The organism is Vibrio iocasae, assembly GCF_042245395.1.
Classification (GTDB): domain Bacteria; phylum Pseudomonadota; class Gammaproteobacteria; order Enterobacterales; family Vibrionaceae; genus Vibrio; species Vibrio iocasae.
In genome coordinates, this window is the sequence record NZ_CP145311.1 from 3,423,505 (window position 1) to 3,443,542 (window position 20,038).

17 protein-coding genes and 1 pseudogene are annotated in these 20,038 nt (G+C 45.5%); 4 read left to right on the forward strand and 14 right to left on the reverse strand.

Going from position 1 to position 20,038, the window contains the following annotated elements:
* Nucleotides 1-55: 55 nt before the first annotated feature.
* Nucleotides 56-751, reverse strand: coding sequence for a DUF1481 domain-containing protein (locus SNR28_RS25540; protein WP_375751760.1), 696 nt, complete (start codon nt 749-751; stop codon nt 56-58).
* Between the two features lie 52 nt (nt 752-803).
* Nucleotides 804-1,076 carry a nucleoid-associated protein HU-alpha gene (hupA, locus tag SNR28_RS25545; RefSeq protein ID WP_277821373.1) on the reverse strand — a complete coding sequence of 91 codons (273 nt, stop codon included), beginning with the start codon at nt 1,074-1,076 and terminating at the stop codon, nt 804-806.
* Nucleotides 1,077-1,336: 260 nt separating this feature from the next.
* On the opposite strand from hupA, the gene SNR28_RS25550 reads away from it, so the two are divergent.
* The gene (locus SNR28_RS25550) at nt 1,337-2,392 is read left to right on the forward strand and encodes a CNNM domain-containing protein (protein WP_375751762.1); all 1,056 of its coding nucleotides are present in this window, start codon (nt 1,337-1,339) and stop codon (nt 2,390-2,392) included.
* A 77-nt stretch (nt 2,393-2,469) separates the two neighbouring features.
* Here the strand turns inward: SNR28_RS25550 and SNR28_RS25555 are convergent, their stop codons facing one another.
* Nucleotides 2,470-3,057, reverse strand: a complete 588-nt coding sequence (locus SNR28_RS25555) for a YjaG family protein (RefSeq protein WP_375751764.1) — start codon at nt 3,055-3,057, stop codon at nt 2,470-2,472.
* A 72-nt stretch (nt 3,058-3,129) separates the two neighbouring features.
* Here SNR28_RS25555 and SNR28_RS25560 point away from each other — a divergent pair, with 72 nt between their 5' ends.
* Entirely contained in the window at nt 3,130-4,056 is a 927-nt protein-coding gene (locus SNR28_RS25560; RefSeq protein WP_375751765.1) for a D-2-hydroxyacid dehydrogenase, read from the forward strand.
* Entirely contained in the window at nt 4,056-4,625 is a 570-nt protein-coding gene (locus SNR28_RS25565; RefSeq protein WP_375751766.1) for a uracil-DNA glycosylase family protein, read from the forward strand. Before SNR28_RS25560 ends, SNR28_RS25565 begins: the two co-directional genes overlap by 1 nt.
* A 134-nt stretch (nt 4,626-4,759) precedes the next feature.
* Here SNR28_RS25565 and hemE read toward each other — a convergent pair whose 3' ends face one another.
* Nucleotides 4,760-5,827: a uroporphyrinogen decarboxylase gene (gene hemE, locus SNR28_RS25570; RefSeq protein ID WP_375751767.1), complete on the reverse strand. Its 1,068-nt coding sequence runs from the start codon at nt 5,825-5,827 to the stop codon at nt 4,760-4,762.
* A 253-nt stretch (nt 5,828-6,080) separates the two neighbouring features.
* Nucleotides 6,081-6,863 carry an NAD(+) diphosphatase gene (gene nudC / locus SNR28_RS25575; protein ID WP_375751768.1) on the reverse strand — a complete coding sequence of 261 codons (783 nt, stop codon included), beginning with the start codon at nt 6,861-6,863 and terminating at the stop codon, nt 6,081-6,083.
* Nucleotides 6,864-7,046: 183 nt separating this feature from the next.
* On the opposite strand from nudC, the gene rsd reads away from it, so the two are divergent.
* The gene (gene rsd, locus SNR28_RS25580; RefSeq protein WP_375751769.1) at nt 7,047-7,514 is read left to right on the forward strand and encodes a sigma D regulator; all 468 of its coding nucleotides are present in this window, start codon (nt 7,047-7,049) and stop codon (nt 7,512-7,514) included.
* A 56-nt stretch (nt 7,515-7,570) separates the two neighbouring features.
* Here the strand turns inward: rsd and SNR28_RS25585 are convergent.
* From SNR28_RS25585 to secE, 9 genes and pseudogenes are all read right to left on the reverse strand, one after another.
* A pseudogene (locus tag SNR28_RS25585) lies at nt 7,571-7,921 on the reverse strand (putative quinol monooxygenase).
* 71 nt (nt 7,922-7,992) lie between these two features.
* Nucleotides 7,993-12,195, reverse strand: a complete 4,203-nt coding sequence (rpoC, locus tag SNR28_RS25590) for a DNA-directed RNA polymerase subunit beta' (protein ID WP_375751770.1) — start codon at nt 12,193-12,195, stop codon at nt 7,993-7,995.
* A gap of 68 nt (nt 12,196-12,263) precedes the next feature.
* The gene (gene rpoB, locus SNR28_RS25595; RefSeq protein ID WP_375751771.1) at nt 12,264-16,292 is read right to left on the reverse strand and encodes a DNA-directed RNA polymerase subunit beta; all 4,029 of its coding nucleotides are present in this window, start codon (nt 16,290-16,292) and stop codon (nt 12,264-12,266) included.
* A 233-nt stretch (nt 16,293-16,525) separates the two neighbouring features.
* Nucleotides 16,526-16,894 carry a 50S ribosomal protein L7/L12 gene (gene rplL, locus SNR28_RS25600; RefSeq protein ID WP_375751772.1) on the reverse strand — a complete coding sequence of 123 codons (369 nt, stop codon included), beginning with the start codon at nt 16,892-16,894 and terminating at the stop codon, nt 16,526-16,528.
* A 57-nt stretch (nt 16,895-16,951) separates the two neighbouring features.
* A complete protein-coding gene (gene rplJ, locus SNR28_RS25605) occupies nt 16,952-17,446 on the reverse strand; it encodes a 50S ribosomal protein L10 (RefSeq protein WP_277821363.1) in 495 nt (164 codons plus the stop codon).
* Between the two features lie 282 nt (nt 17,447-17,728).
* Entirely contained in the window at nt 17,729-18,433 is a 705-nt protein-coding gene (gene rplA / locus SNR28_RS25610; RefSeq protein ID WP_375751773.1) for a 50S ribosomal protein L1, read from the reverse strand.
* A 4-nt stretch (nt 18,434-18,437) separates the two neighbouring features.
* On the reverse strand, nt 18,438-18,866 hold the full coding sequence (gene rplK / locus SNR28_RS25615) for a 50S ribosomal protein L11 (RefSeq protein WP_275130538.1): 429 nt from the start codon (nt 18,864-18,866) through the stop codon (nt 18,438-18,440).
* Between the two features lie 144 nt (nt 18,867-19,010).
* Nucleotides 19,011-19,559 carry a transcription termination/antitermination protein NusG gene (gene nusG / locus SNR28_RS25620; RefSeq protein ID WP_277821362.1) on the reverse strand — a complete coding sequence of 183 codons (549 nt, stop codon included), beginning with the start codon at nt 19,557-19,559 and terminating at the stop codon, nt 19,011-19,013.
* A 12-nt stretch (nt 19,560-19,571) separates the two neighbouring features.
* Nucleotides 19,572-19,949, reverse strand: a complete 378-nt coding sequence (secE, locus tag SNR28_RS25625; RefSeq protein WP_375751775.1) for a preprotein translocase subunit SecE — start codon at nt 19,947-19,949, stop codon at nt 19,572-19,574.
* Between the last annotated feature and the right edge of the window lie 89 nt (nt 19,950-20,038).

Here is a 20,038-nt window from a genome sequence, read left to right on the forward strand (position 1 = left end):
ACGGCTTATAGCAAAAAGGCGCTGATTTCAGCGCCTTTCTTATATTCGTCGTATATTAATCTTCGATGTAACTTACCGGCTCTATACAATCGAAGTTTTCATCATGGAGCATATAAATATCTGTAATCGTCAGCTTGTTCGGGCTACTTGTTCCCAGAAAAGCGGCATAACTATCTAAGTTTGCCAATCGATTGATTACGAAAGTAGGTAGCGTCTGGTTAAACTCCAGCGAACTGAACACCTGGCCGTTACAGGTTGTGAACTTCTCACCGTCCCAATACCCCTGGTACAGTCTTTCCCCTTTCCTGTTTTGCTCAGAAGTTACCGTACGAAGCGCTTGTGCTTCTCGCTGAATATGTCCAATTTGCTCAGGCGTTAATGGTAACACTTTACCATCTAGCCGATAGCGTTGATAAACCGCCTCTCCTTCATCATTAAATCTAAGATGAGTTTCATACGGAGCCAGCTCTAGGTTTTCTTGTAAAAGCTCACCTTTTCGGATTACTTCTTTAAGCTTGTTACTTTTCCATCTGTAGTCAGACCGATACCAACCGTAATCGCCAGAAGCGACAAAGTCCGATGCAGAATGTGGTAATGCTAATTGCTCAGAGTACCAATAAAGACTAGTTGTATCACCAACAGACTGACCGCCTGTCATTGTTACAAATTGTTCAGATTGCTCGGTAGGTGTTCCTGAAGAACAACCGATAAGAATGGTTGGAACTAAGGCGAGAAAAAATGACTTTTTCATTCGTAAAATGCACGGAAGAAAATGCGCCGAGCTAAGGCTCGACGCTTTTATATTACTTCACTGCGTCTTTCAGTGCTTTACCTGCAACGAATGCTGGAACGTTAGCCGCTGCAATTTGGATCTCATCACCAGTTTTTGGATTACGACCAGTGCGAGCTGCACGGTGATTTACTTTGAATGTACCAAAACCAATTAGTTGAACCTGGTCACCCTCTTTCAGTGTATCAGTAACACTGTCAAGAGTAGCTTCAAGAGCAGCTTTCGCCTGTGCTTTAGACAAATCCGCTTTTTCAGCGATAAAGTCGATTAATTGGGTCTTGTTCATTAGGTTTCCCTTCTCTTGTGTTTTCAAAATCTATCTCACTGTAAAGCATAAACACCCCATCTGGCAAAGGTTTGTCTGTGAACTTTTCTTTTAATGACTAACAATTACACAATTTATGCGCAATAACTCACAATTTGATACACTTTTGACAAAGAGAACTCTTGTAATCAAAGCACTTAAACCAAATTATTACCGTACTCAATGCCAGTAACTACTGGTATTAGTGGTGAAATCCTCACCTTTATCCTAACTAGAGGCTTATGTTTTTATTAACTGTTTATATCGCCATTTCCATTGGCGTGTCATTTATCTGCTCAGTGCTTGAAGCGATTCTTCTGAGTATTACTCCAAGTTATATTGCGCAGCTAAAACAGGAAAACCACCCCGCAGCAGGAAAGCTGAACGAACTAAAATCAGACATCGACAGACCTCTTGCGTCGATTCTTACGCTAAATACGATTGCGCATACCATCGGTGCTGCCGGTGCTGGTGCGCAGGCAACGGTTGTATTTGGCAGCGAGTGGCTTGGCTTATTTTCAGCATTACTGACTCTGGGTATTCTGCTTCTTTCGGAGATTGTGCCAAAAACTATCGGTGCAACATATTGGCGACAGCTAGCTCCTTACGCCACCAGCCCGTTAAACTGGATGGTTTGGGCTTTGACTCCGTTTGTATGGATGTCTAATCAAATTACTAAGCGTCTTTCTCACGGCTCGGTTCAGCCTAAGTTAAGAGATGAGATTTCCGCAATGGCGTCTCTGGCAAAAGACAGTGGTGAGTTCGATGAAGGTGAATCAAAAATCCTAAGCAACTTGCTGTCTTTACAAGATGTACCCGTTACACACGTTATGACACCACGCCCGGTTGTTTTCCGTGTCGAAGCGGAGCAGACTATTGATGAATTTCTGGAAGAACATCAGGATATCCCATTCTCTCGCCCTCTGGTGTACAGCCAGCAAAAAGATAACATCATCGGCTTCGTTCATCGCCTTGAGCTTTATCGTCTAAAGCAGTCTGGAGAAGGTGGCAAGCAACTGGGCGCGGTAATGAGACCTATCAGCGTATTACTAAACAATGTATCACTGCCGAAAGCGTTTGATACCATGATGAAACAGCGCCTTCAGCTTGTGCTTATCGTTGATGAGTATGGAACCATTCAGGGAATCGTAACCCTTGAAGATGTATTTGAGCACCTACTGGGTGAAGAGATTGTCGATGAAGCAGACCGAGCGACAGACATGCAGCAGTTGGCTTATCAGCGCTGGGAGACCTGGAAAAAGGCTCATGGTGTGATTGAGAGCCGAGACGAGGAATAAGTAGGCAGTAGGCAGTAGGCAGTAGGATTTTTAACATCTACTGCCTTTAGAGCGAAGTTCGTCCTATAGCCTTTTGCCTATAAACTCACCCCGATATTACTAATGCCTTCTTCACGCAGTTCATTGCGAAGATCTTTAATCAGCTCAATATCACGCTCTTTCGCTTCGCGAAGTGGTCGAAAAATTGCCCACTGAACATCCCATTCTTCACAAACCGCTTCGTTCTCTTTCTGGTTCTCGTTGGTAATCTCGATACCTGTCTCAGCCTGCTCAAGCTGAGCAACCGTACTTACAGACTGTTGGCTTAGTTTAAGCATGTTCTCAAACAGATAATCTCTGTCCAGCAAGCCATGTATTAGAGTTGAAAGACCAACACAAGCGTCAATAGCCGGATATACACCATAGAACTCAAAATCTTCAGAGCTTGGAATAAGCTCTTCCAGCTTCTCTAGCTGCTTTTCAAAATTAATCTTGGCAGTTTTTACCGTCTGAAGTTCCCAGATAGCATCAAGGATCTCTCTATAGACCCGAGATTCTGCAAATTCAGTCTGCTCACAGAACATCGCGTAGTTAGGGTACATACGCTCACACAGGCAAGCCATAAAAGTGATTTGTTGCCACGGCTCAAATTTTTCCAGGCGAACTTGAAGTGGATTCTGTAACATAGGATCTCGGGATAGCGGTTATTGATAACAGCGGAAGTGTACTTGATCCGCCACAAGGAAAAAAGAAAGCATATGGATAATTTCTCTAATAAGCTAAGAATATTAACGCAAACAGATAGTAAATATCTGGACCTATTCCATAAAGCCAACCTGCCAGACCTTGAGCTTACCAAAAACAATGAAGAAGCCGACATTGTGCTGGCTGCTCCTCCCGTACTTGCTGGGTGCCTCGAAGAGTTCACCAATATCAGCTGGGTACAGTCTACTTATGCAGGCGTGGATCCATTGATGAAAGAGGGATTGAGGCAAGATTACGATCTCACCAATGTGAAAGGCATCTTTGGTCAGCAGATATCTGAATATGTTCTGGGGTATACCATCTCCTACTTCCGTCATTTCAATACTTATAAAAGCCAGCAGCAGGATAAACTCTGGAAGCCACACTCATATTCAACACTAGCGGAAAAGAAAATGGTGATTTTGGGTACGGGAGCCCTTGGTAACTATCTCGCGAAATCGGCTAGCGCACTTAATTTACACACTATCGGTGTCAACCGAACTGGTATTCCACCCAAAGAATCTGCTTTTAGCGAGGTTGTACATATAGAACAGCTCAAGTCTCGGCTTGCTGAAGCGGATATCATCGTATCTACGTTGCCAAGCACTCCTCAAACCGCAGGAATGTTCGATACAAACTTCTTCGCGTGCTGCAAATCCGCCCTGTTTTTTAATGTAGGACGTGGAGATTCAGTAGTTACCGAGGCCCTGTTGAATGCTTTAGACAAAGAACGAATAGAGCACGCATTTCTGGACGTGTTTATCAATGAACCCATATCTCAACAGTGCCCGTACTGGCACAACCCTAAAGTAACGGTCACACCACATATCGCTGCTTATAGCTTCCCCGAGCAGGTGTTCGAGATATTTAAAGAGAACTACCTTCTCTGGCGCGATGGTTTTCAGCTAAAAAACCGTATCGATTTTGAAAAGGGCTACTGATGCTAGAGGAGCTATTAAAGGAAATTCGCTCCTGTAAGTTATGCGAGCCGATGCTTGAACTAGGAGTAAATCCAGTTATTCAGGCAAGCAGTCAAGCTCGCTTGCTGATAGTTGGTCAAGCTCCGGGAACACGGGTGCACAAAACCTCTATCCCCTGGAATGATCCGAGTGGTGATCGACTACGAAATTGGCTCGAGCTAGACAAAGATAGGTTCTACGATCCTAAGCAAATAGCCATTATGCCTATGGGGCTCTGTTATCCAGGGAAGGGTAAGAGCGGTGATCTACCACCAAGAAAAGAATGTGCGCCTATGTGGCACGCTAAAGTACTAGAGCTTCTACCAAATATAGAAATGACCTTGCTAATAGGCCAGTACGCGCAAAATTACTACCTAAAAGATAAACCTAAGACACTTACAGAAACTGTAAAAGCATGGGAAAGATGGGCGCCTGAGTTTATCCCTCTCCCGCATCCCTCACCACGGAATACTTTATGGCTTAGGAAAAATGAGTGGTTTGAGAGTGATGTTGTTCCGTATATGAGGGAGTATGTTCACAAACGCTTGTGAACACGCCGTTCCCACGCAGGAGCGTGGGAATCAACACTTTCGTCATCCCGGATGAGCCTAAGCGAAGTCCGGGATCTAGCTATAGCCAGATTCCGTACTTCGCACGTTCCTCGCTATACGGAGTGACGGAGATGTTACTTATGGTATGGCTTAGAAAGCTCGTGTACAGCCTCTACAAACACACCAGCGTTTTCTGGCGGTACATCCAGATGGATACCGTGACCAAGGTTGAATACGTGACCTGTACCCGCATTACCAAAGCCTTCCAGAATTGAACCCACTTCCTGACGGATACGCTCTGGAGAGGCATATAGCATTGAAGGATCCATATTGCCCTGAAGTGCAACTTTGTCACCAACACGTGCTACTGCATTAGCAATATCAATTGTCCAGTCAAGACCAACACCATCACAGCCTGTTGCTGCAATCTTCTCTAGCCACATACCACCATTCTTAGTGAATAGTGTTACTGGTACACGACGACCATCGTTTTCACGAATCAGACCATCGACAATCTTGTGCATGTACTGAAGAGAGAACTCGTTGTAATCGCGAGGAGTAAGCACACCACCCCAGGTATCAAATACCATTACGGACTGTGCACCCGCTTTAATCTGAGCGTTCAAGTACTCAATAACGCTGTCTGCAAGTTTATCCAGAAGCGCATGTAGCGTTGCTGGCTCTGCATACATCATCTTCTTGATCTTAGTAAACGCTTTTGAACTACCACCTTCAACCATGTAGGTTGCCAGTGTCCATGGGCTGCCAGAGAAACCAATTAGAGGAACTTCTCCTTGTAGATCCTTACGAATCTGACGAACGGCATTCATCACGTACTGAAGTTCACCTTCCGGATCTGGAAGGCCAATCTTATCAACATCAGCTTTACAGGTAATCGGCTTATCAAAAACCGGTCCCTCTCCCGCAGAAAAGCGCAGGCCCAGCCCCATCGCATCCGGGATAGTCAAAATGTCGGAGAAAAGAATCGCAGCATCCAATGGGTAGCGACGAAGTGGCTGTAGGGTAACTTCTGAAGCAAGCTCAGCATTACGGCAAAGAGACATAAAGTCTCCCGCGACGCTTCTTGTTTCACGATATTCTGGCAGGTAACGACCAGCTTGGCGCATCATCCATACTGGTGTGTAATCTACTGGCTCCTTTAAAAGAGCTCGTAGGTAGCGGTCATTTTTTAGTTCTGTCATTCCGTAATAATCCATATAGGCTTCTTATTATATGAAGCAGTCATCTTAGCATTCTTTAACAGGCTGGGGGGCGTTAGTGCACGCTTTGCAACCTGGATCATGTTCTCAGCGTTAATATTCGTTATTACATTGCGTCTCAAATTTGAGCGTGATACAAATTTGCACGCTAGCGAAAACTATAATAACTGGGTTCCGTAACCCAGCATCTCATAACGACATCTTACTTACCCCCTCCTTTACAGGAGGGTTTTTTTTATCTGTTATTTATCTCTTCAACGGTATGTTCAATCAAAGCTCTGGCAATGGTTCCTTCTGGTGCTACTTCCGGCATGTTATCGATAGAAAACCACTGAGCATCTGATAGCTCGGTATAGTCAGGAGATAGCTTTCCAGAATCGTATTCCGCAAGATAAGCAACCATCATACTGGACGGAAAAGCCCAAGGCTGACTGCCAAAGTAACGTATATTTTTTACGTTGATACCTGTCTCTTCTTTGACTTCACGGGCAACGCACTGTTCAAGCGTTTCTCCCACTTCTGTAAATCCAGCTATCACCGTATACATCCCAGTTTTATGCCTTGGATGCTGAGCCAGCAAAATCTTATCGTCTTTGCGCACAGCAACAATAATGCAAGGGTATATTCGTGGGTAATGGATACTACGACACTCCCCACACTGCATTGCAATTTCTATGTGATTTAGAAAATTCCGACCACCACATTTTGAGCAAAAACGTTGAGTTTGCGTCATATGTCCGTATTGAACTGCTTTGCTAACAAGCAAAAATAGTTCTTGCTCAACAAGCAATAACTCTCTTAACGAAGCAAGCTCTAACGTTTGTTCTACATCAGCTTCATTGACCCACATAACCGGAGTCCCTTGATAGGAACCAACCTTAATAGCCTTCTCCTCCGGCAAACCAAACTCATCGGCTCTACCTTTGGGAATCTCTCCATTAACTAGCCAAATATCACTATTATCAACGACTACCCAATAGGCCAAAAAGTCTCTTTTTTTGTCACTATTTTTTAACATCCTTTGACCTCACTACTTGAAGTTACCCCATTTTACTGGCAATCTAATTTCATACCAACGAAAGAAATAACACCTCAAATGTTACTCTAACTTGGTATCACAATTAAAAATTATTCTGAATGGATAGCTCTTACATTAGAGCTTTTGATTGCTACAACGTGTAGCTATCCGATCATGAGGGACATGGTCATGCTTAATAAATTTAAACAAACGCAAGAGCAGTTAGGTGGGTCCAATGACGTAATCGATCATTGGCTGGATACTCGTCAGACATTAGTAGTCGAATACTGTAAGCACGCAACGTCTACTGCACTTCCTTCACCAGCTGAGCTGCAATCTTTTAGCCAGATTCTGGTGGATTATATCTCTGAAGGTCATTTCAAAATTTATGAAATGGTTATGGATAAGTGGAAAGCAACGGGGTTCTCTCCAACTGACGAAATTAATCAGACGTATGGCAAGATAGTTCTTACCACCGATCCACTGCTTAACTTTACAGATAAGTATGCAGATGTCGATGCTGAGGACACACTCGATACATTCGACAGCGATTACTCTCTTATTGGCGAGATTCTAGAAACGCGATTCGCGGTAGAAGACCAGTTAATCCAGCTAATTGCAGAGAGTTTAGCGCTACCTCCTGGTGCATAAGTTTATATAGGAGAAGACCACTGTAGCCGGTGGTCTTCTTCTAGTGCTAGGAATGATTACCCGAATACTGGGGCATCATAGTTATACCCTTCGTCCGTATATGCGGTGACCATCGCATCTTCTACTAGTCCGCTCTCTGAAGCTACTTGTGTATCAAAGAAGTTTTGTATCTGTTTTCTTCTACCATGTGCTGCCCACGATTCACCATCTTTCCATATCTCATTAAAGACGATTGGATAACCGTTTCTCATCGCACTAGGGTGATCAATCTGACGTGTCAGAATATATTGGACGCAGCCTTCTTCACGAACTGAGTCGGGTTCCAGAGCTTTAAGAACTTCAAATAGCTATGCTTCTTTGCCCTCTTTAGGCTTAAACTGCGCGATTACATAAACTCGGCTTGTCATGTTACTTTCCCTTAAATTCTATATACAAAAAAGGCACCGAAACCGGTGCCTTTTCTTATTAGCTTTCGCGATTACTCATCAGAAGAGAAACCTGCGTTAAGCAGTGCTGCCAGGTTGTCTGTCGCTTGTTCAGCTGACGGACCTTCTAGCTGCTCTTCACGCTTAGCCTGACGATCCTGGTGGTACGCAAAACCAGTACCAGCCGGGATTAGACGACCAACGATTACGTTCTCTTTCAGACCACGTAGCTCATCACGCTTACCAGAAACCGCAGCTTCTGTTAGTACGCGAGTTGTCTCCTGGAACGATGCTGCTGAGATGAACGACTCAGTTGCAAGAGATGCTTTAGTGATACCAAGAAGCTCACGTTCGAAGCGTGCAGGCTCTTTGCCTTCAGCTTCAAGAACACGGTTAGCAATCTTAACCTGAGCGTACTCAACCTGTTCACCAGGTAAGAACTCAGAGTCACCAGCAAATGTGATAGTACACTTACGTAGCATCTGACGAACGATAGTTTCGATGTGCTTATCGTTAATCTTTACACCCTGCAGGCGGTAAACTTCCTGAACTTCGTTAGCAATGTAAGAAGTTACAGCATGGATACCACGTAGACGTAGGATGTCATGCGGTGTTTCCGGACCATCAGCAATTACATCACCGCGTTCGATCTTCTCACCTTCGAACACGTTAAGCTGACGATGCTTAGGAATCATCTCTTCGTAAGTATCACCACCCTCGCGAGTGATTACCAGACGACGCTTACCTTTAGTCTCTTTACCGAAGCTTACAGTACCTGTGTGCTCAGCAAGGATCGCAGGCTCTTTAGGCTTACGAGCTTCAAACAGGTCAGCAACTCGTGGAAGACCACCGGTGATATCTTTGTTACCGCCAGACTTCTGAGGAATACGAGCTAGCGTGTCACCGATACCAACTTCAGCACCATCTTCGATGTTTACAATCGCCTTACCAGGTAGGAAGTAGTGAGCTGGCATATCAGTACCAGGGATCATTACGTCTTTGCCTGCTGCATCAACAAGTTTGATAGCTGGACGCATATCTTTACCTGCTGCAGGACGAGCTGCTGCTTCTGTTACTTCACTTGAAGAAAGACCTGTTAGATCATCCGTCTGGCGAGAAACAGTAACACCATCGATCATGTCTACGTACTGGATGCGACCTGCCACTTCAGTGATGATTGGCATGGTGTGCGCTTCCCAGTTTGCCACTGTTTCACCAGCTTCAACTGCGTCGTCATGACCTTTGTTCAGCATCGAACCGTAAGGTAGTTTATGCTTCTCTTTCGTACGACCGAACTCATCAATGATGGTCATTTCAGATGCACGAGAAGTGATAACTAGCTTGCCATCTTTGTTGGTTACGAACTTAGCATTGTGTAGCTTGATAGAACCGGTGTTCTTAGCCTGAATGCTGTTCTCTGCCGCCGCTGTCGATGCCGCACCACCGATGTGGAACGTACGCATGGTAAGCTGTGTACCTGGTTCACCGATTGACTGTGCTGCGATAACACCTACTGCTTCACCCTGGTTAACAAGGTGACCGCGAGCAAGGTCACGACCGTAACACTGTGCACAACAACCAAAGTCAGAGTCACATGTAACAACAGAACGAACCTTCATGCTGTCTACAGAGTTCTCTTCCATGATTTGACACCACTTCTCATCGATCAGGGTGTTACGTGGAATAAGAACATCTTCTGTACCCGGCTTAAGTACGTCTTCAGCAACTACACGACCAAGCGCCAGCTCAGTTAGTGGTACTTTAACGTCACCACCCTCGATATGAGGCATCATATCGACACCTTCGTGAGTGCCACAGTCGTGTTCAGTAACAACAACGTCCTGTGCAACGTCTACTAGACGACGAGTTAGGTAACCGGAGTTCGCTGTCTTAAGTGCGGTATCCGCAAGACCCTTACGAGCACCGTGCGTTGAGATAAAGTACTGAAGTACGTTCAGACCTTCTTTAAAGTTCGCGGTGATTGGCGTCTCGATGATTGAACCATCTGGACGTGCCATCAGACCACGCATACCAGCTAGCTGACGAATCTGCGCAGCAGAACCACGAGCACCGGAGTCGGCCATCATGTAGATGCTGTTGAAAGACTCTTGCTGTTCTTCATCACCGTCGCGGTTAACAACAGTTTCAGAAGACAAGTTATCCATCATCGCTTTCGCTACACGATCGTTGGTAGATGCCCAGATATCGATAACTTTGTTGTATCGCTCACCAGCAGTTACCAGACCTGACTGGAACTGATCCTGGATTTCACGTACTTCTTCTTCCGCCTCTGCGATCTCAGTGTACTTAGCGTCTGGCACAACCATATCGTCGATACCAACAGATACACCAGAAAGTGCCGCGTATGCGAAACCAGCGTACATGATTTGGTCAGCAAAGATTACTGTGTCCTTAAGACCAAGCTTACGGTACGCTTCGTTAAGAAGTGTAGAGATCTGCTTCTTACCTAGCTTCTGGTTTACCAGAGCAAACGGTAGACCTGAAGGAACGATCTGCCAAAGCATTGCACGACCAATAGTCGTATCAACTAGCTTAGTTTCAGTTGTCTCTTCACCATCTTCGTCGCGGATCGTTTCAGTGATACGTACTTTAACGCGAGCGTGTAGCTCAGCAGTCTTAGTACGGTATGCCTTCTCAGCCTCTTCAGGGCCAGCAAGGTACATACCTTCACCTTTCACGTTGATCTTGTCACGAGTCATGTAGTAAAGACCCAATACAACGTCCTGAGAAGGTACGATGATCGGATCACCTGACGCTGGCGACAGAATGTTGTTCGTCGACATCATCAGTGTACGAGCTTCAAGCTGAGCTTCCAGAGTTAGAGGTACGTGTACCGCCATCTGGTCACCATCGAAGTCGGCGTTATACGCAGCACACACTAGTGGGTGTAGCTGGATTGCTTTACCTTCGATCAGTACTGGTTCGAACGCCTGGATACCTAGACGGTGAAGTGTCGGTGCACGGTTCAATAGTACTGGGTGTTCGCGGATTACTTCGTCCAGGATATCCCAAACGATAGCTTCTTCGCGCTCTACCATCTTCTTAGCTGCTTTGATTGTCGTCGCCATGCCACGAGTTTCTAGCTTGCTGTAGATGAATGGTTTAAATAGCTCAAGTGCCATCTTCTTAGGAAGACCACACTGGTGCAGACGAAGGTATGGACCTACTGTGATTACAGAACGGCCAGAGTAGTCTACACGCTTACCTAGTAGGTTCTGACGGAAACGACCCTGCTTACCCTTGATCATATCAGCAAGAGATTTCAGAGGACGCTTGTTAGAACCCGTGATCGCACGACCGCGACGACCGTTATCTAGAAGTGCATCAACAGACTCTTGCAGCATACGCTTTTCGTTACGTACGATGATGTCCGGAGCAGCTAGCTCTAGAAGACGCTTCAAACGGTTGTTACGGTTGATCACGCGACGGTATAGGTCGTTCAGATCAGAAGTCGCAAAGCGACCGCCATCTAGTGGTACTAGAGGACGTAGATCTGGCGGAAGTACCGGAAGCACAGTAAGGATCATCCACTCTGGGTTGTTACCAGATGAGATAAACGCTTCAACAAGCTTCAGACGCTTAGTGATCTTCTTACGCTTAGTTTCTGAGTTAGTAGACTCAAGCTCTTCGCGCATTTGTTCAGCTTCTGCGTGCATGTCCATAGTGGAAAGCAGATCTTTGATCGCTTCTGCACCCATTTTCGCAGTGAACTCATCACCCCACTCTTCCAGACGATCCAGATACTCTTCTTCAGTAAGCATCTGAGATTTTTCTAGGTCTGTCATACCAGGTTCTGTTACTACGTACATTTCAAAGTAAAGTACGCGTTCGATATCACGTAGAGGGATATCCATTAACAGACCGATACGAGACGGCAGTGATTTTAGGAACCAGATGTGTGCAACTGGTGATGCTAGTTCGATGTGGCCCATGCGGTCACGACGAACTTTAGTTTGTGTAACTTCTACGCCACACTTTTCACAGATAACACCACGGTGCTTCAGGCGCTTGTACTTACCACAAAGACATTCGTAGTCTTTAACCGGGCCAAAGATACGCGCACAGAACAGACCATCGCGTTCTGGTTTGAACGTACGATAGTTGATCGTTTCAGGTTTTTTAACTTCACCAAAAGACCATGAACGGATCATGTCTGGTGAAGAAAGACCGATTTTGATTGCATCAAATTCTTCGGTCTTATGCTGTGCTTTTAGAAAGTTTAATAAGTCTTTCACAATCAGCTCCTGTGAGGAGTTAAAAGGCGCCCGCGCTAGAGCGCCTTTCTACCGATAATCCGTAAGGATTACTCTTCGTCTTCTAGCTCGATGTTGATACCTAGCGAGCGAATCTCTTTCAACAGTACGTTGAACGATTCTGGCATACCAGGTTCCATTGAGTGGTTACCATCTACGATGTTCTTATACATCTTAGTACGGCCATTCACGTCATCGGACTTAACAGTTAGCATTTCCTGTAGAGTGTAAGCAGCACCGTATGCTTCTAGTGCCCATACTTCCATCTCACCGAAACGCTGACCACCGAACTGAGCTTTACCACCAAGTGGCTGCTGAGTTACCAGGCTGTAAGAGCCGGTTGAACGTGCGTGCATCTTGTCATCAACTAGGTGGTTCAGCTTAAGCATGTACATGTAACCAACAGTTACAGGACGCTCAAACGCATCACCAGTACGGCCATCAAATAGCGTTAGCTGACCAGACTCAGGCAGATCACCAAGCTTCAACAGCTCTTTGATAGACTCTTCTGGAGCACCATCAAATACTGGAGTAGCGATAGGTAGACCACCACGCAGGTTCTTAATCAGTGTACGTACTTCGTCATCAGACAGAGCTGCAACATCAACTTTCTGACGGGTATCACCAAGATCGTAAACCTTCTGTAGGAATTCACGGAACTTATGCAGCTCCTGCTGTTCCTTAACCATCTGGTTAATCTTGTCACCGATACCTTTCGCAGCCAGACCCATGTGAACTTCAAGAATCTGACCGATGTTCATACGAGACGGTACACCCAGTGGGTTAAGTACGATGTCTACAGGCTGACCTTTCTCATCGTAAGGCATGTCTTCAACAGGGTTGATCTTAGAGATTACACCTTTGTTACCGTGACGACCCGCCATCTTATCACCAGGCTGGATACGACGTTTAACCGCTAGGTAAACCTTAACGATCTTCAGTACACCAGGTGCTAAGTCATCACCCTGAGTGATCTTACGACGCTTGTTCTCGAACTTCTTATCGAAGTCAGCTTTCAGCTCGTCCCACTGCTCTGCAAGCTGCTCAAGCTGTGCTTGTAGTTCGTCATCTGCAAGAGACTGCTCTAGCCACTTCTTACGGCCGATAGAGTCAAGTTGTGCTTCAGAGTAACCGCCAGAAATAAGAACTGCTTTAACACGGTTAAGCAGACCACCTTCCAGAATTTCAAACTCTTCTGTAAGGTCTTTCTTCGCTTCTTTCAGCTGCATCTGTTCAATTTCAAGCGCACGCTTGTCTTTCTCTACGCCATCGCGAGTGAAGACTTGAACGTCGATGATAGTACCTGAAACAGAGTTTGGTACACGCAGTGAAGTATCTTTCACATCAGATGCTTTTTCACCAAAGATAGCACGTAGTAGCTTCTCTTCAGGTGTTAGCTGAGTTTCACCTTTAGGTGTTACCTTACCAACTAGGATGTCGCCACCCTTAACTTCAGCACCAATGTAAACGATACCTGACTCGTCCAGTTTAGACAGAGCAGATTCACCTACGTTTGGAATATCCGCAGTGATCTCTTCAGAACCCAGTTTAGTGTCACGAGCAACACAAGATAGTTCCTGAATGTGGATCGTTGTGAAACGGTCTTCCTGAACAACACGCTCAGATACAAGGATTGAATCCTCGAAGTTGTAACCATTCCAAGGCATGAATGCCAGGCGGATGTTCTGACCAAGCGCCAGTTCACCAAGGTCTGTAGAAGGACCGTCCGCTAGAACGTCACCTTTAGCTACAGGCTCACCAGGTAGTACTGTTGGGCGCTGGTTAATACATGTATTCTGGTTTGAACGCGTGTACTTAGTCAGGTTGTAGATGTCGATACCAGCTTCGCCAGGAACCAACTCATCTTCGTTAACCTTAACTACGATACGAGAAGCGTCTACAGACTGAACTGAACCACCACGTTTTGCTACTGCTGTAACACCAGAGTCAACTGCTACGTTACGCTCGATACCAGTACCTACAAGAGGCTTATCAGCTCGTAGTGTTGGAACGGCCTGACGTTGCATGTTCGCACCCATCAATGCACGGTTCGCATCATCGTGCTCTAGGAATGGAATTAGAGATGCAGCGACAGATACAACCTGGTTGGTTGCAACGTCCATGTAGTTAACTTGATCGCGTGGGTGCAGACCAGATTCACCTTTCTGACGAGCAGTTACCAGTTCTTCTTCGAAAGAACCTTCCCCTGTCAAAGCAGAGTTCGCCTGAGCGATGATGAACTGACCTTCTTCGATAGCAGATAGGTAATCTACTTCATCAGTTACAACACCATCTACAACGCGACGGTATGGAGTCTCTAGGAAACCATACTCGTTACAACGAGCAAACGCAGAAAGTGAGTTAATCAGACCGATGTTCGGACCTTCAGGTGTTTCGATAGGACATAGACGGCCGTAGTGAGTTACGTGTACGTCTCGAACTTCGAAGCCAGCACGTTCACGAGTCAGACCACCAGGACCCAATGCAGAAATACGACGCTTGTGCGTTACTTCTGAAAGTGGGTTGTTCTGGTCCATAAACTGTGAAAGCTGTGAAGAACCGAAGAATTCTTTAACGGCAGCAGAAATAGGCTTAGCGTTGATAAGATCCTGAGGCATGATATTGTCAAGATCACCAAGGCTTAGACGCTCTTTTACAGCACGCTCAACACGAACCAGACCTACACGGAACTGGTTTTCAGCCATTTCACCTACGCTACGGATACGACGATTACCAAGGTGGTCGATATCATCCACTTCACCTTTACCGTTACGGATAGCGATAAGCTTCTTCATGACTTCGATAATGTCAGTTTCATCAAGAATACCTTGATCACCTGCATCTTCGCGCATGATAGAGCTGTTGAACTTCATACGACCAACAGTAGATAGGTCGTAACGTTCCTCAGAGAAGAACAAGCTTTCGAATAGCGCTTCTGCCGCTTCTTTTGTTGGTGGCTCACCAGGACGCATCATGCGGTAGATTTCAACTAGCGCAGAGATACGGTCTGTTGTGCTATCGATACGTAGTGTATCTGACATGAATGGACCGTGGTCCAGATCGTTGGTGAACAGCACCTGCAGATTCTTGTGACCTGCCTGAGATAGGTTCGCCAGTGCTTCCAGAGAAATTTCCTGGTTAGCAGCTACGATGATCTCGCCAGTTTCTTCGTTGATGTAATCTTTAGAAGAAACTTTACCTACGATGTACTCAACTGGTACTTCGATGAACTCAACGCCATCTTTTTCAAGCTGACGGATGTGGCGAGCCGTAACACGACGACCTGTTTCAACGTAAGTTTTGCCTTCAGCTATGATATCAAAAGTAGCTGTTTCACCACGTAGACGCTCAGGAACAAGTTCCATCATCAGAGTCTGGTCTTTAACTTCGAAATTCACTTTCTCGAAGAAGATATCCAGGATCTCATCAGTAGTCTTGCTAAGAGCACGCAGGATGATTGAAGCAGGAAGCTTACGACGGCGGTCGATACGTACGTATAGGTTATCCTTAGGATCGAACTCAAAGTCTAACCATGAGCCACGGTAAGGGATAACACGTGCGTTATATAAAACTTTACCTGAAGAGTGGGTTTTACCCTTATCGCTGTCGAAGAACACGCCTGGGCTTCGATGCAGCTGGGATACGATAACCCTCTCGGTACCATTGATTACGAAGGTACCATTGTCTGTCATGAGTGGAATCTCACCCATGTAGACTTCTTGTTCTTTAATGTCTTTTACTGTACCTGCTGGTGCATCTTTATCAAAAACAACAAGGCGTAGTTTTACGCGTAGTGGTTTTGAATAAGTTACACCACGGATTTGACATTCTTTAACGTCAAAAACTGGCTCACCAAGACGGTAGCTAACGTATTGCAGCTCGGAATTGCCGTTATAGCTCTGAATTGGAAATACAGAACGGAAAGCAGCTTCAAGACCGTATTGTCCCTCAGGATCCTGTTCGATGAATTTGTCGAACGAATCGAGCTGGATTGACAGCAGATATGGAATGTCCAACACTTGTGGACGAGTACCAAAGTCCTTTCGGATGCGCTTTTTCTCGGTATAAGAGTAAACCATGGGGTTCCTCAGCTCGCTGATAAGTGACCCAAACTACCCATTCCTATGAGAGGGGCAGTGACTAACGACTGTTTACTGTAGACCCTAAGCCCTATAGATCAGACTTAGTGGTTTTTTGCATGAGCATGGACGACTAAACAGCGGAAATTTCGTCCTCGCCCTACAGCGCAAAAAGGCCGGTGGTCATTAAACCACCAGCCATTAGCCTATTCGGCTAAGAAATTAAGTAATAATTACTTAATTTCAACAGTAGCACCAGCTTCTTCTAGCTGTGCTTTAAGAGCTTCAGCTTCGTCTTTAGCGATAGCTTCTTTCAGAGGAGCTGGAGCGCCGTCAACTAGACCTTTAGCTTCTTTCAGACCTAGGCCTGTAGCGCCACGTACCGCTTTGATTACAGCAACTTTGTTACCGCCAACAGCAGTTAGGATTACGTCAAATTCAGTTTTCTCTTCTGCAGCTTCACCGCCAGCAGCGCCGCCAGCAACAACAGCTGCTGCAGCAGAAACGCCGAATTTTTCTTCCATAGCTTCGATAAGCTCTACAACTTGCATTACAGACATTTCTGCAACTGCGTCTAGGATTTGTTCGTTAGTAATAGACATAACAATTCTCTTTTAAGTCAACAATTAGTTTATTAAGCAACCAGTAAAAAGCAAGGCTTATGCCGCAGCTTCTTCTTTCTGATCGCGTAGTGCAGCGATAGTACGTACCAGCTTGCCAGCAGAAGCTTCTTTCATGCACATCATTAGGCGTGCGATAGCTTCGTCGTAAGTTGGTAGAGTTGCTAGTACTTCAGCGTCAGTAATAGCGCCTTCAAATGCAGCAGCTCTGATCTCAAATTCTTTGTTCTCTTTCGCGAAATCTTTAAAGATACGCGCAGCAGCACCTGGGTGCTCGTTAGAGAATGCGATCAAAGTTGGACCTACGAATTGGTCTTTTAGACATTCGTAGTCTGTGCCTTCTACAGCGCGGCGTGCAAGTGTGTTACGAACAACTTTCACGTAAACACCAGCTTCACGAGCTTGTTTACGTAGAGAAGTCATTGCGCCTACTTCAACGCCACGAGAGTCAGCAACAACTGCAGAAAGTGCACCACTGGCAGCTTCGTTGACTTCAGCAACAATTGCTTTTTTGTCTTGAAGATTTAAAGCCATCTTGGATTTACTCCTGGTTGTCGTTACACCACCCACTATTTCGCTTTAAAAATAGAGGGAGTTCATACGGTGCATTCCCAGAAGAAAGACAATCTAAAATAGTTCGGCTTTCTGTCAGTTCGGGCACCGTCTACGTAGGTTTTATTAAGTTCCTCAACCTAAAAAGAATCGGAACGCCTACGGTCTTGGACGGAGACTGTCCATCTCATTTAAAATGTGACGACAGTCCCAACCACAAATATTTAGGCGCGAAATTATACACTAATTTCGCACCTTTGCAAATTAGCTTGCTTGAGTGTTCAGGCTACCCTGATCAACAGCAACACCAGCACCCATAGTTGTAGAGATGCTTACTTTCTTCAGGAAAGTACCTTTCGCTGAAGATGGCTTAGCTTTCTTGATTGCTACTAGAAGAGCTTCTAGGTTCTCTTGTAGTTGAGCAGCTTCAAAGTTAGCTTTACCGATAGTAGTGTGTACGATGCCGTTCTTGTCGTTACGGTAACGAACCTGACCAGCTTTAGCGTTCTTAACCGCTTCAGCAACGTTAGGAGTTACAGTACCAACTTTAGGGTTTGGCATAAGGCCACGTGGACCAAGAATAGTACCAAGCTGACCAACAACACGCATTGCATCTGGAGAAGCAACAACTACGTCGAAGTTCATTTCGCCTTTCTTAACAGCAGCAGCTAGATCTTCCATACCTACGATGTCAGCACCAGCTTCTTTAGCAGCTTCAGCGTTAGCACCTTGAGTAAATACAGCAACGCGGATTTCGCGACCTGTACCGTGAGGAAGAACTGTTGCGCCACGTACGTTCTGGTCAGATTTACGTGCATCAATACCTAGGTTTACAGCAACATCAACACTTTCTACAAACTTAGCAGTTGCTAGTTCTTTAAGAAGAGCGATAGCTTCGTTGATTTCGTACTCTTTAGTTACGTCAACTTTTTCGCGGATTACGCGCATACGCTTAGTAAGTTTTGCCATGATCTTAACCCTCTACCACTAGGCCCATTGAACGAGCAGTACCTGCGATAGAACGCTTCATCGCTTCAACGTCAGCACCAGTCATATCAGCAGCTTTAGTTTCTGCGATTTCCTGTAGCTGAGCGTCAGTTACAGTACCAACTTTTTCAGTGTTTGGACGACCTGAACCAGACTTGATACCAGCTGCTTTCTTAAGAAGAACTGCTGCAGGTGGAGTCTTAGTTTCAAAAGTGAAAGAACGGTCGTTGTAAACAGCGATTACAACTGGGATTGGAAGACCTTTCTCAACAGATTCTGTTTTTGCGTTGAACGCTTTACAGAATTCCATGATGTTCACACCGTGCTGACCTAGAGCAGGACCAACTGGTGGACTTGGGTTAGCCATACCCGCTGCAACTTGCAGCTTGATATAAGCTTCAACTTTCTTAGCCATGATATTTCCTAAGTTTGGGTAGTAACGCTAATCTGCTGATCAGCTCCCCGGTTAAATAATTCTTCTTTTTACAGCGCTAACTGTAAAAAGGCGCGAAATTATATTCATAATTCGCGCCTTATACAACCCTAAAAAGGTGTTTTTTTAATCAAGTTTTTCAACCTGACCAAATTCAAGCTCAACCGGTGTTGCACGACCAAAGATCGATACAGACACTTTCAGGCGGCTCTTCTCATAGTCAACTTCTTCAACTGTACCGTTGAAGTCTGCAAACGGACCGTCGTTAACACGAACAACTTCACCCGCTTCGTACATAGTACGTGGACGTGGCGCTTCGCTCGCTTGCTCAAGACGGTTAAGAATCGCGTCAGCTTCTTTATCTGTGATAGGTGCTGGACGATCTGATGTACCGCCGATGAAGCCCATAACACGTGGAACACTACGTACTAAGTGCCATGATTCATCGTTCATGATCATCTGAACCAGAACGTATCCTGGGAAGAACTTGCGCTCACTCTTGCGGCGTTGACCGGCGCGCATTTCAACTACTTCTTCAGTAGGAACCAGAACTTCACCAAACAGCTCTTCCATAGCGTGCATTTTGATATGCTCACGAAGAGACTGAGCTACACGACCTTCAAAACCAGAAAAGGCCTGAACCACATACCAGCGTTTTTTTGGAGCTTCACTCATGAATTAGAACCCTCACACCCCAGTTGCAAAGGCAACAAGACGAACCATAATGCCGTCAATGCCCCATAGAACCAGAGCCATAACAATACTTACAGCCAAAACGATTAAAGTTGTTTGCATGGTTTCTTGACGTGTAGGCCAAACCACTTTACGAACTTCCATACGGGATTCGCGTGCAAAGTTAATCGCTTGCTTACCTTTTGTTGTTGTAGCAGCAACACCAAGTGCAGCAGCAATTAATACAACAGCCGCAGCTGCTCGAATAACAACAGACATTTCACCGTAGAGGTGATTACCAACAACAGCGGCGGCAGCTAGAGCAAAAGCAACAATCCATTTAAAAATATCTGCTGCATTTGAGCTGTCAGGCGCTTCAGCATTTGCTTTCATAAAACTAACCTGTCCAAGTCTTAAATATAGACGACAACAACCCCGCTGTTGCAGGGCTCATTCTAAATACGCGACTCAACTATCAACGT

What these genes read in the sequence shown, in the direction of transcription:
- SNR28_RS25540 (WP_375751760.1), bottom strand. Translation starts at nt 751, where the DNA reads ATGAAAAAGTCATTTTTTCTCGCCTTAGTTCCAACCATTCTTATCGGT.
- hupA (WP_277821373.1), bottom strand. Translation starts at nt 1,076, where the DNA reads ATGAACAAGACCCAATTAATCGACTTTATCGCTGAAAAAGCGGATTTG.
- SNR28_RS25550 (WP_375751762.1), top strand. Translation starts at nt 1,337, where the DNA reads ATGTTTTTATTAACTGTTTATATCGCCATTTCCATTGGCGTGTCATTT.
- SNR28_RS25555 (WP_375751764.1), bottom strand. Translation starts at nt 3,057, where the DNA reads ATGTTACAGAATCCACTTCAAGTTCGCCTGGAAAAATTTGAGCCGTGG.
- SNR28_RS25560 (WP_375751765.1), top strand. Translation starts at nt 3,130, where the DNA reads ATGGATAATTTCTCTAATAAGCTAAGAATATTAACGCAAACAGATAGT.
- SNR28_RS25565 (WP_375751766.1), top strand. Translation starts at nt 4,056, where the DNA reads ATGCTAGAGGAGCTATTAAAGGAAATTCGCTCCTGTAAGTTATGCGAG.
- hemE (WP_375751767.1), bottom strand. Translation starts at nt 5,827, where the DNA reads ATGACAGAACTAAAAAATGACCGCTACCTACGAGCTCTTTTAAAGGAG.
- nudC (WP_375751768.1), bottom strand. Translation starts at nt 6,863, where the DNA reads ATGTTAAAAAATAGTGACAAAAAAAGAGACTTTTTGGCCTATTGGGTA.
- rsd (WP_375751769.1), top strand. Translation starts at nt 7,047, where the DNA reads ATGGTCATGCTTAATAAATTTAAACAAACGCAAGAGCAGTTAGGTGGG.
- rpoB (WP_375751771.1), bottom strand. Translation starts at nt 16,292, where the DNA reads ATGGTTTACTCTTATACCGAGAAAAAGCGCATCCGAAAGGACTTTGGT.
- rplL (WP_375751772.1), bottom strand. Translation starts at nt 16,894, where the DNA reads ATGTCTATTACTAACGAACAAATCCTAGACGCAGTTGCAGAAATGTCT.
- rplJ (WP_277821363.1), bottom strand. Translation starts at nt 17,446, where the DNA reads ATGGCTTTAAATCTTCAAGACAAAAAAGCAATTGTTGCTGAAGTCAAC.
- rplA (WP_375751773.1), bottom strand. Translation starts at nt 18,433, where the DNA reads ATGGCAAAACTTACTAAGCGTATGCGCGTAATCCGCGAAAAAGTTGAC.
- rplK (WP_275130538.1), bottom strand. Translation starts at nt 18,866, where the DNA reads ATGGCTAAGAAAGTTGAAGCTTATATCAAGCTGCAAGTTGCAGCGGGT.
- nusG (WP_277821362.1), bottom strand. Translation starts at nt 19,559, where the DNA reads ATGAGTGAAGCTCCAAAAAAACGCTGGTATGTGGTTCAGGCCTTTTCT.
- secE (WP_375751775.1), bottom strand. Translation starts at nt 19,949, where the DNA reads ATGAAAGCAAATGCTGAAGCGCCTGACAGCTCAAATGCAGCAGATATT.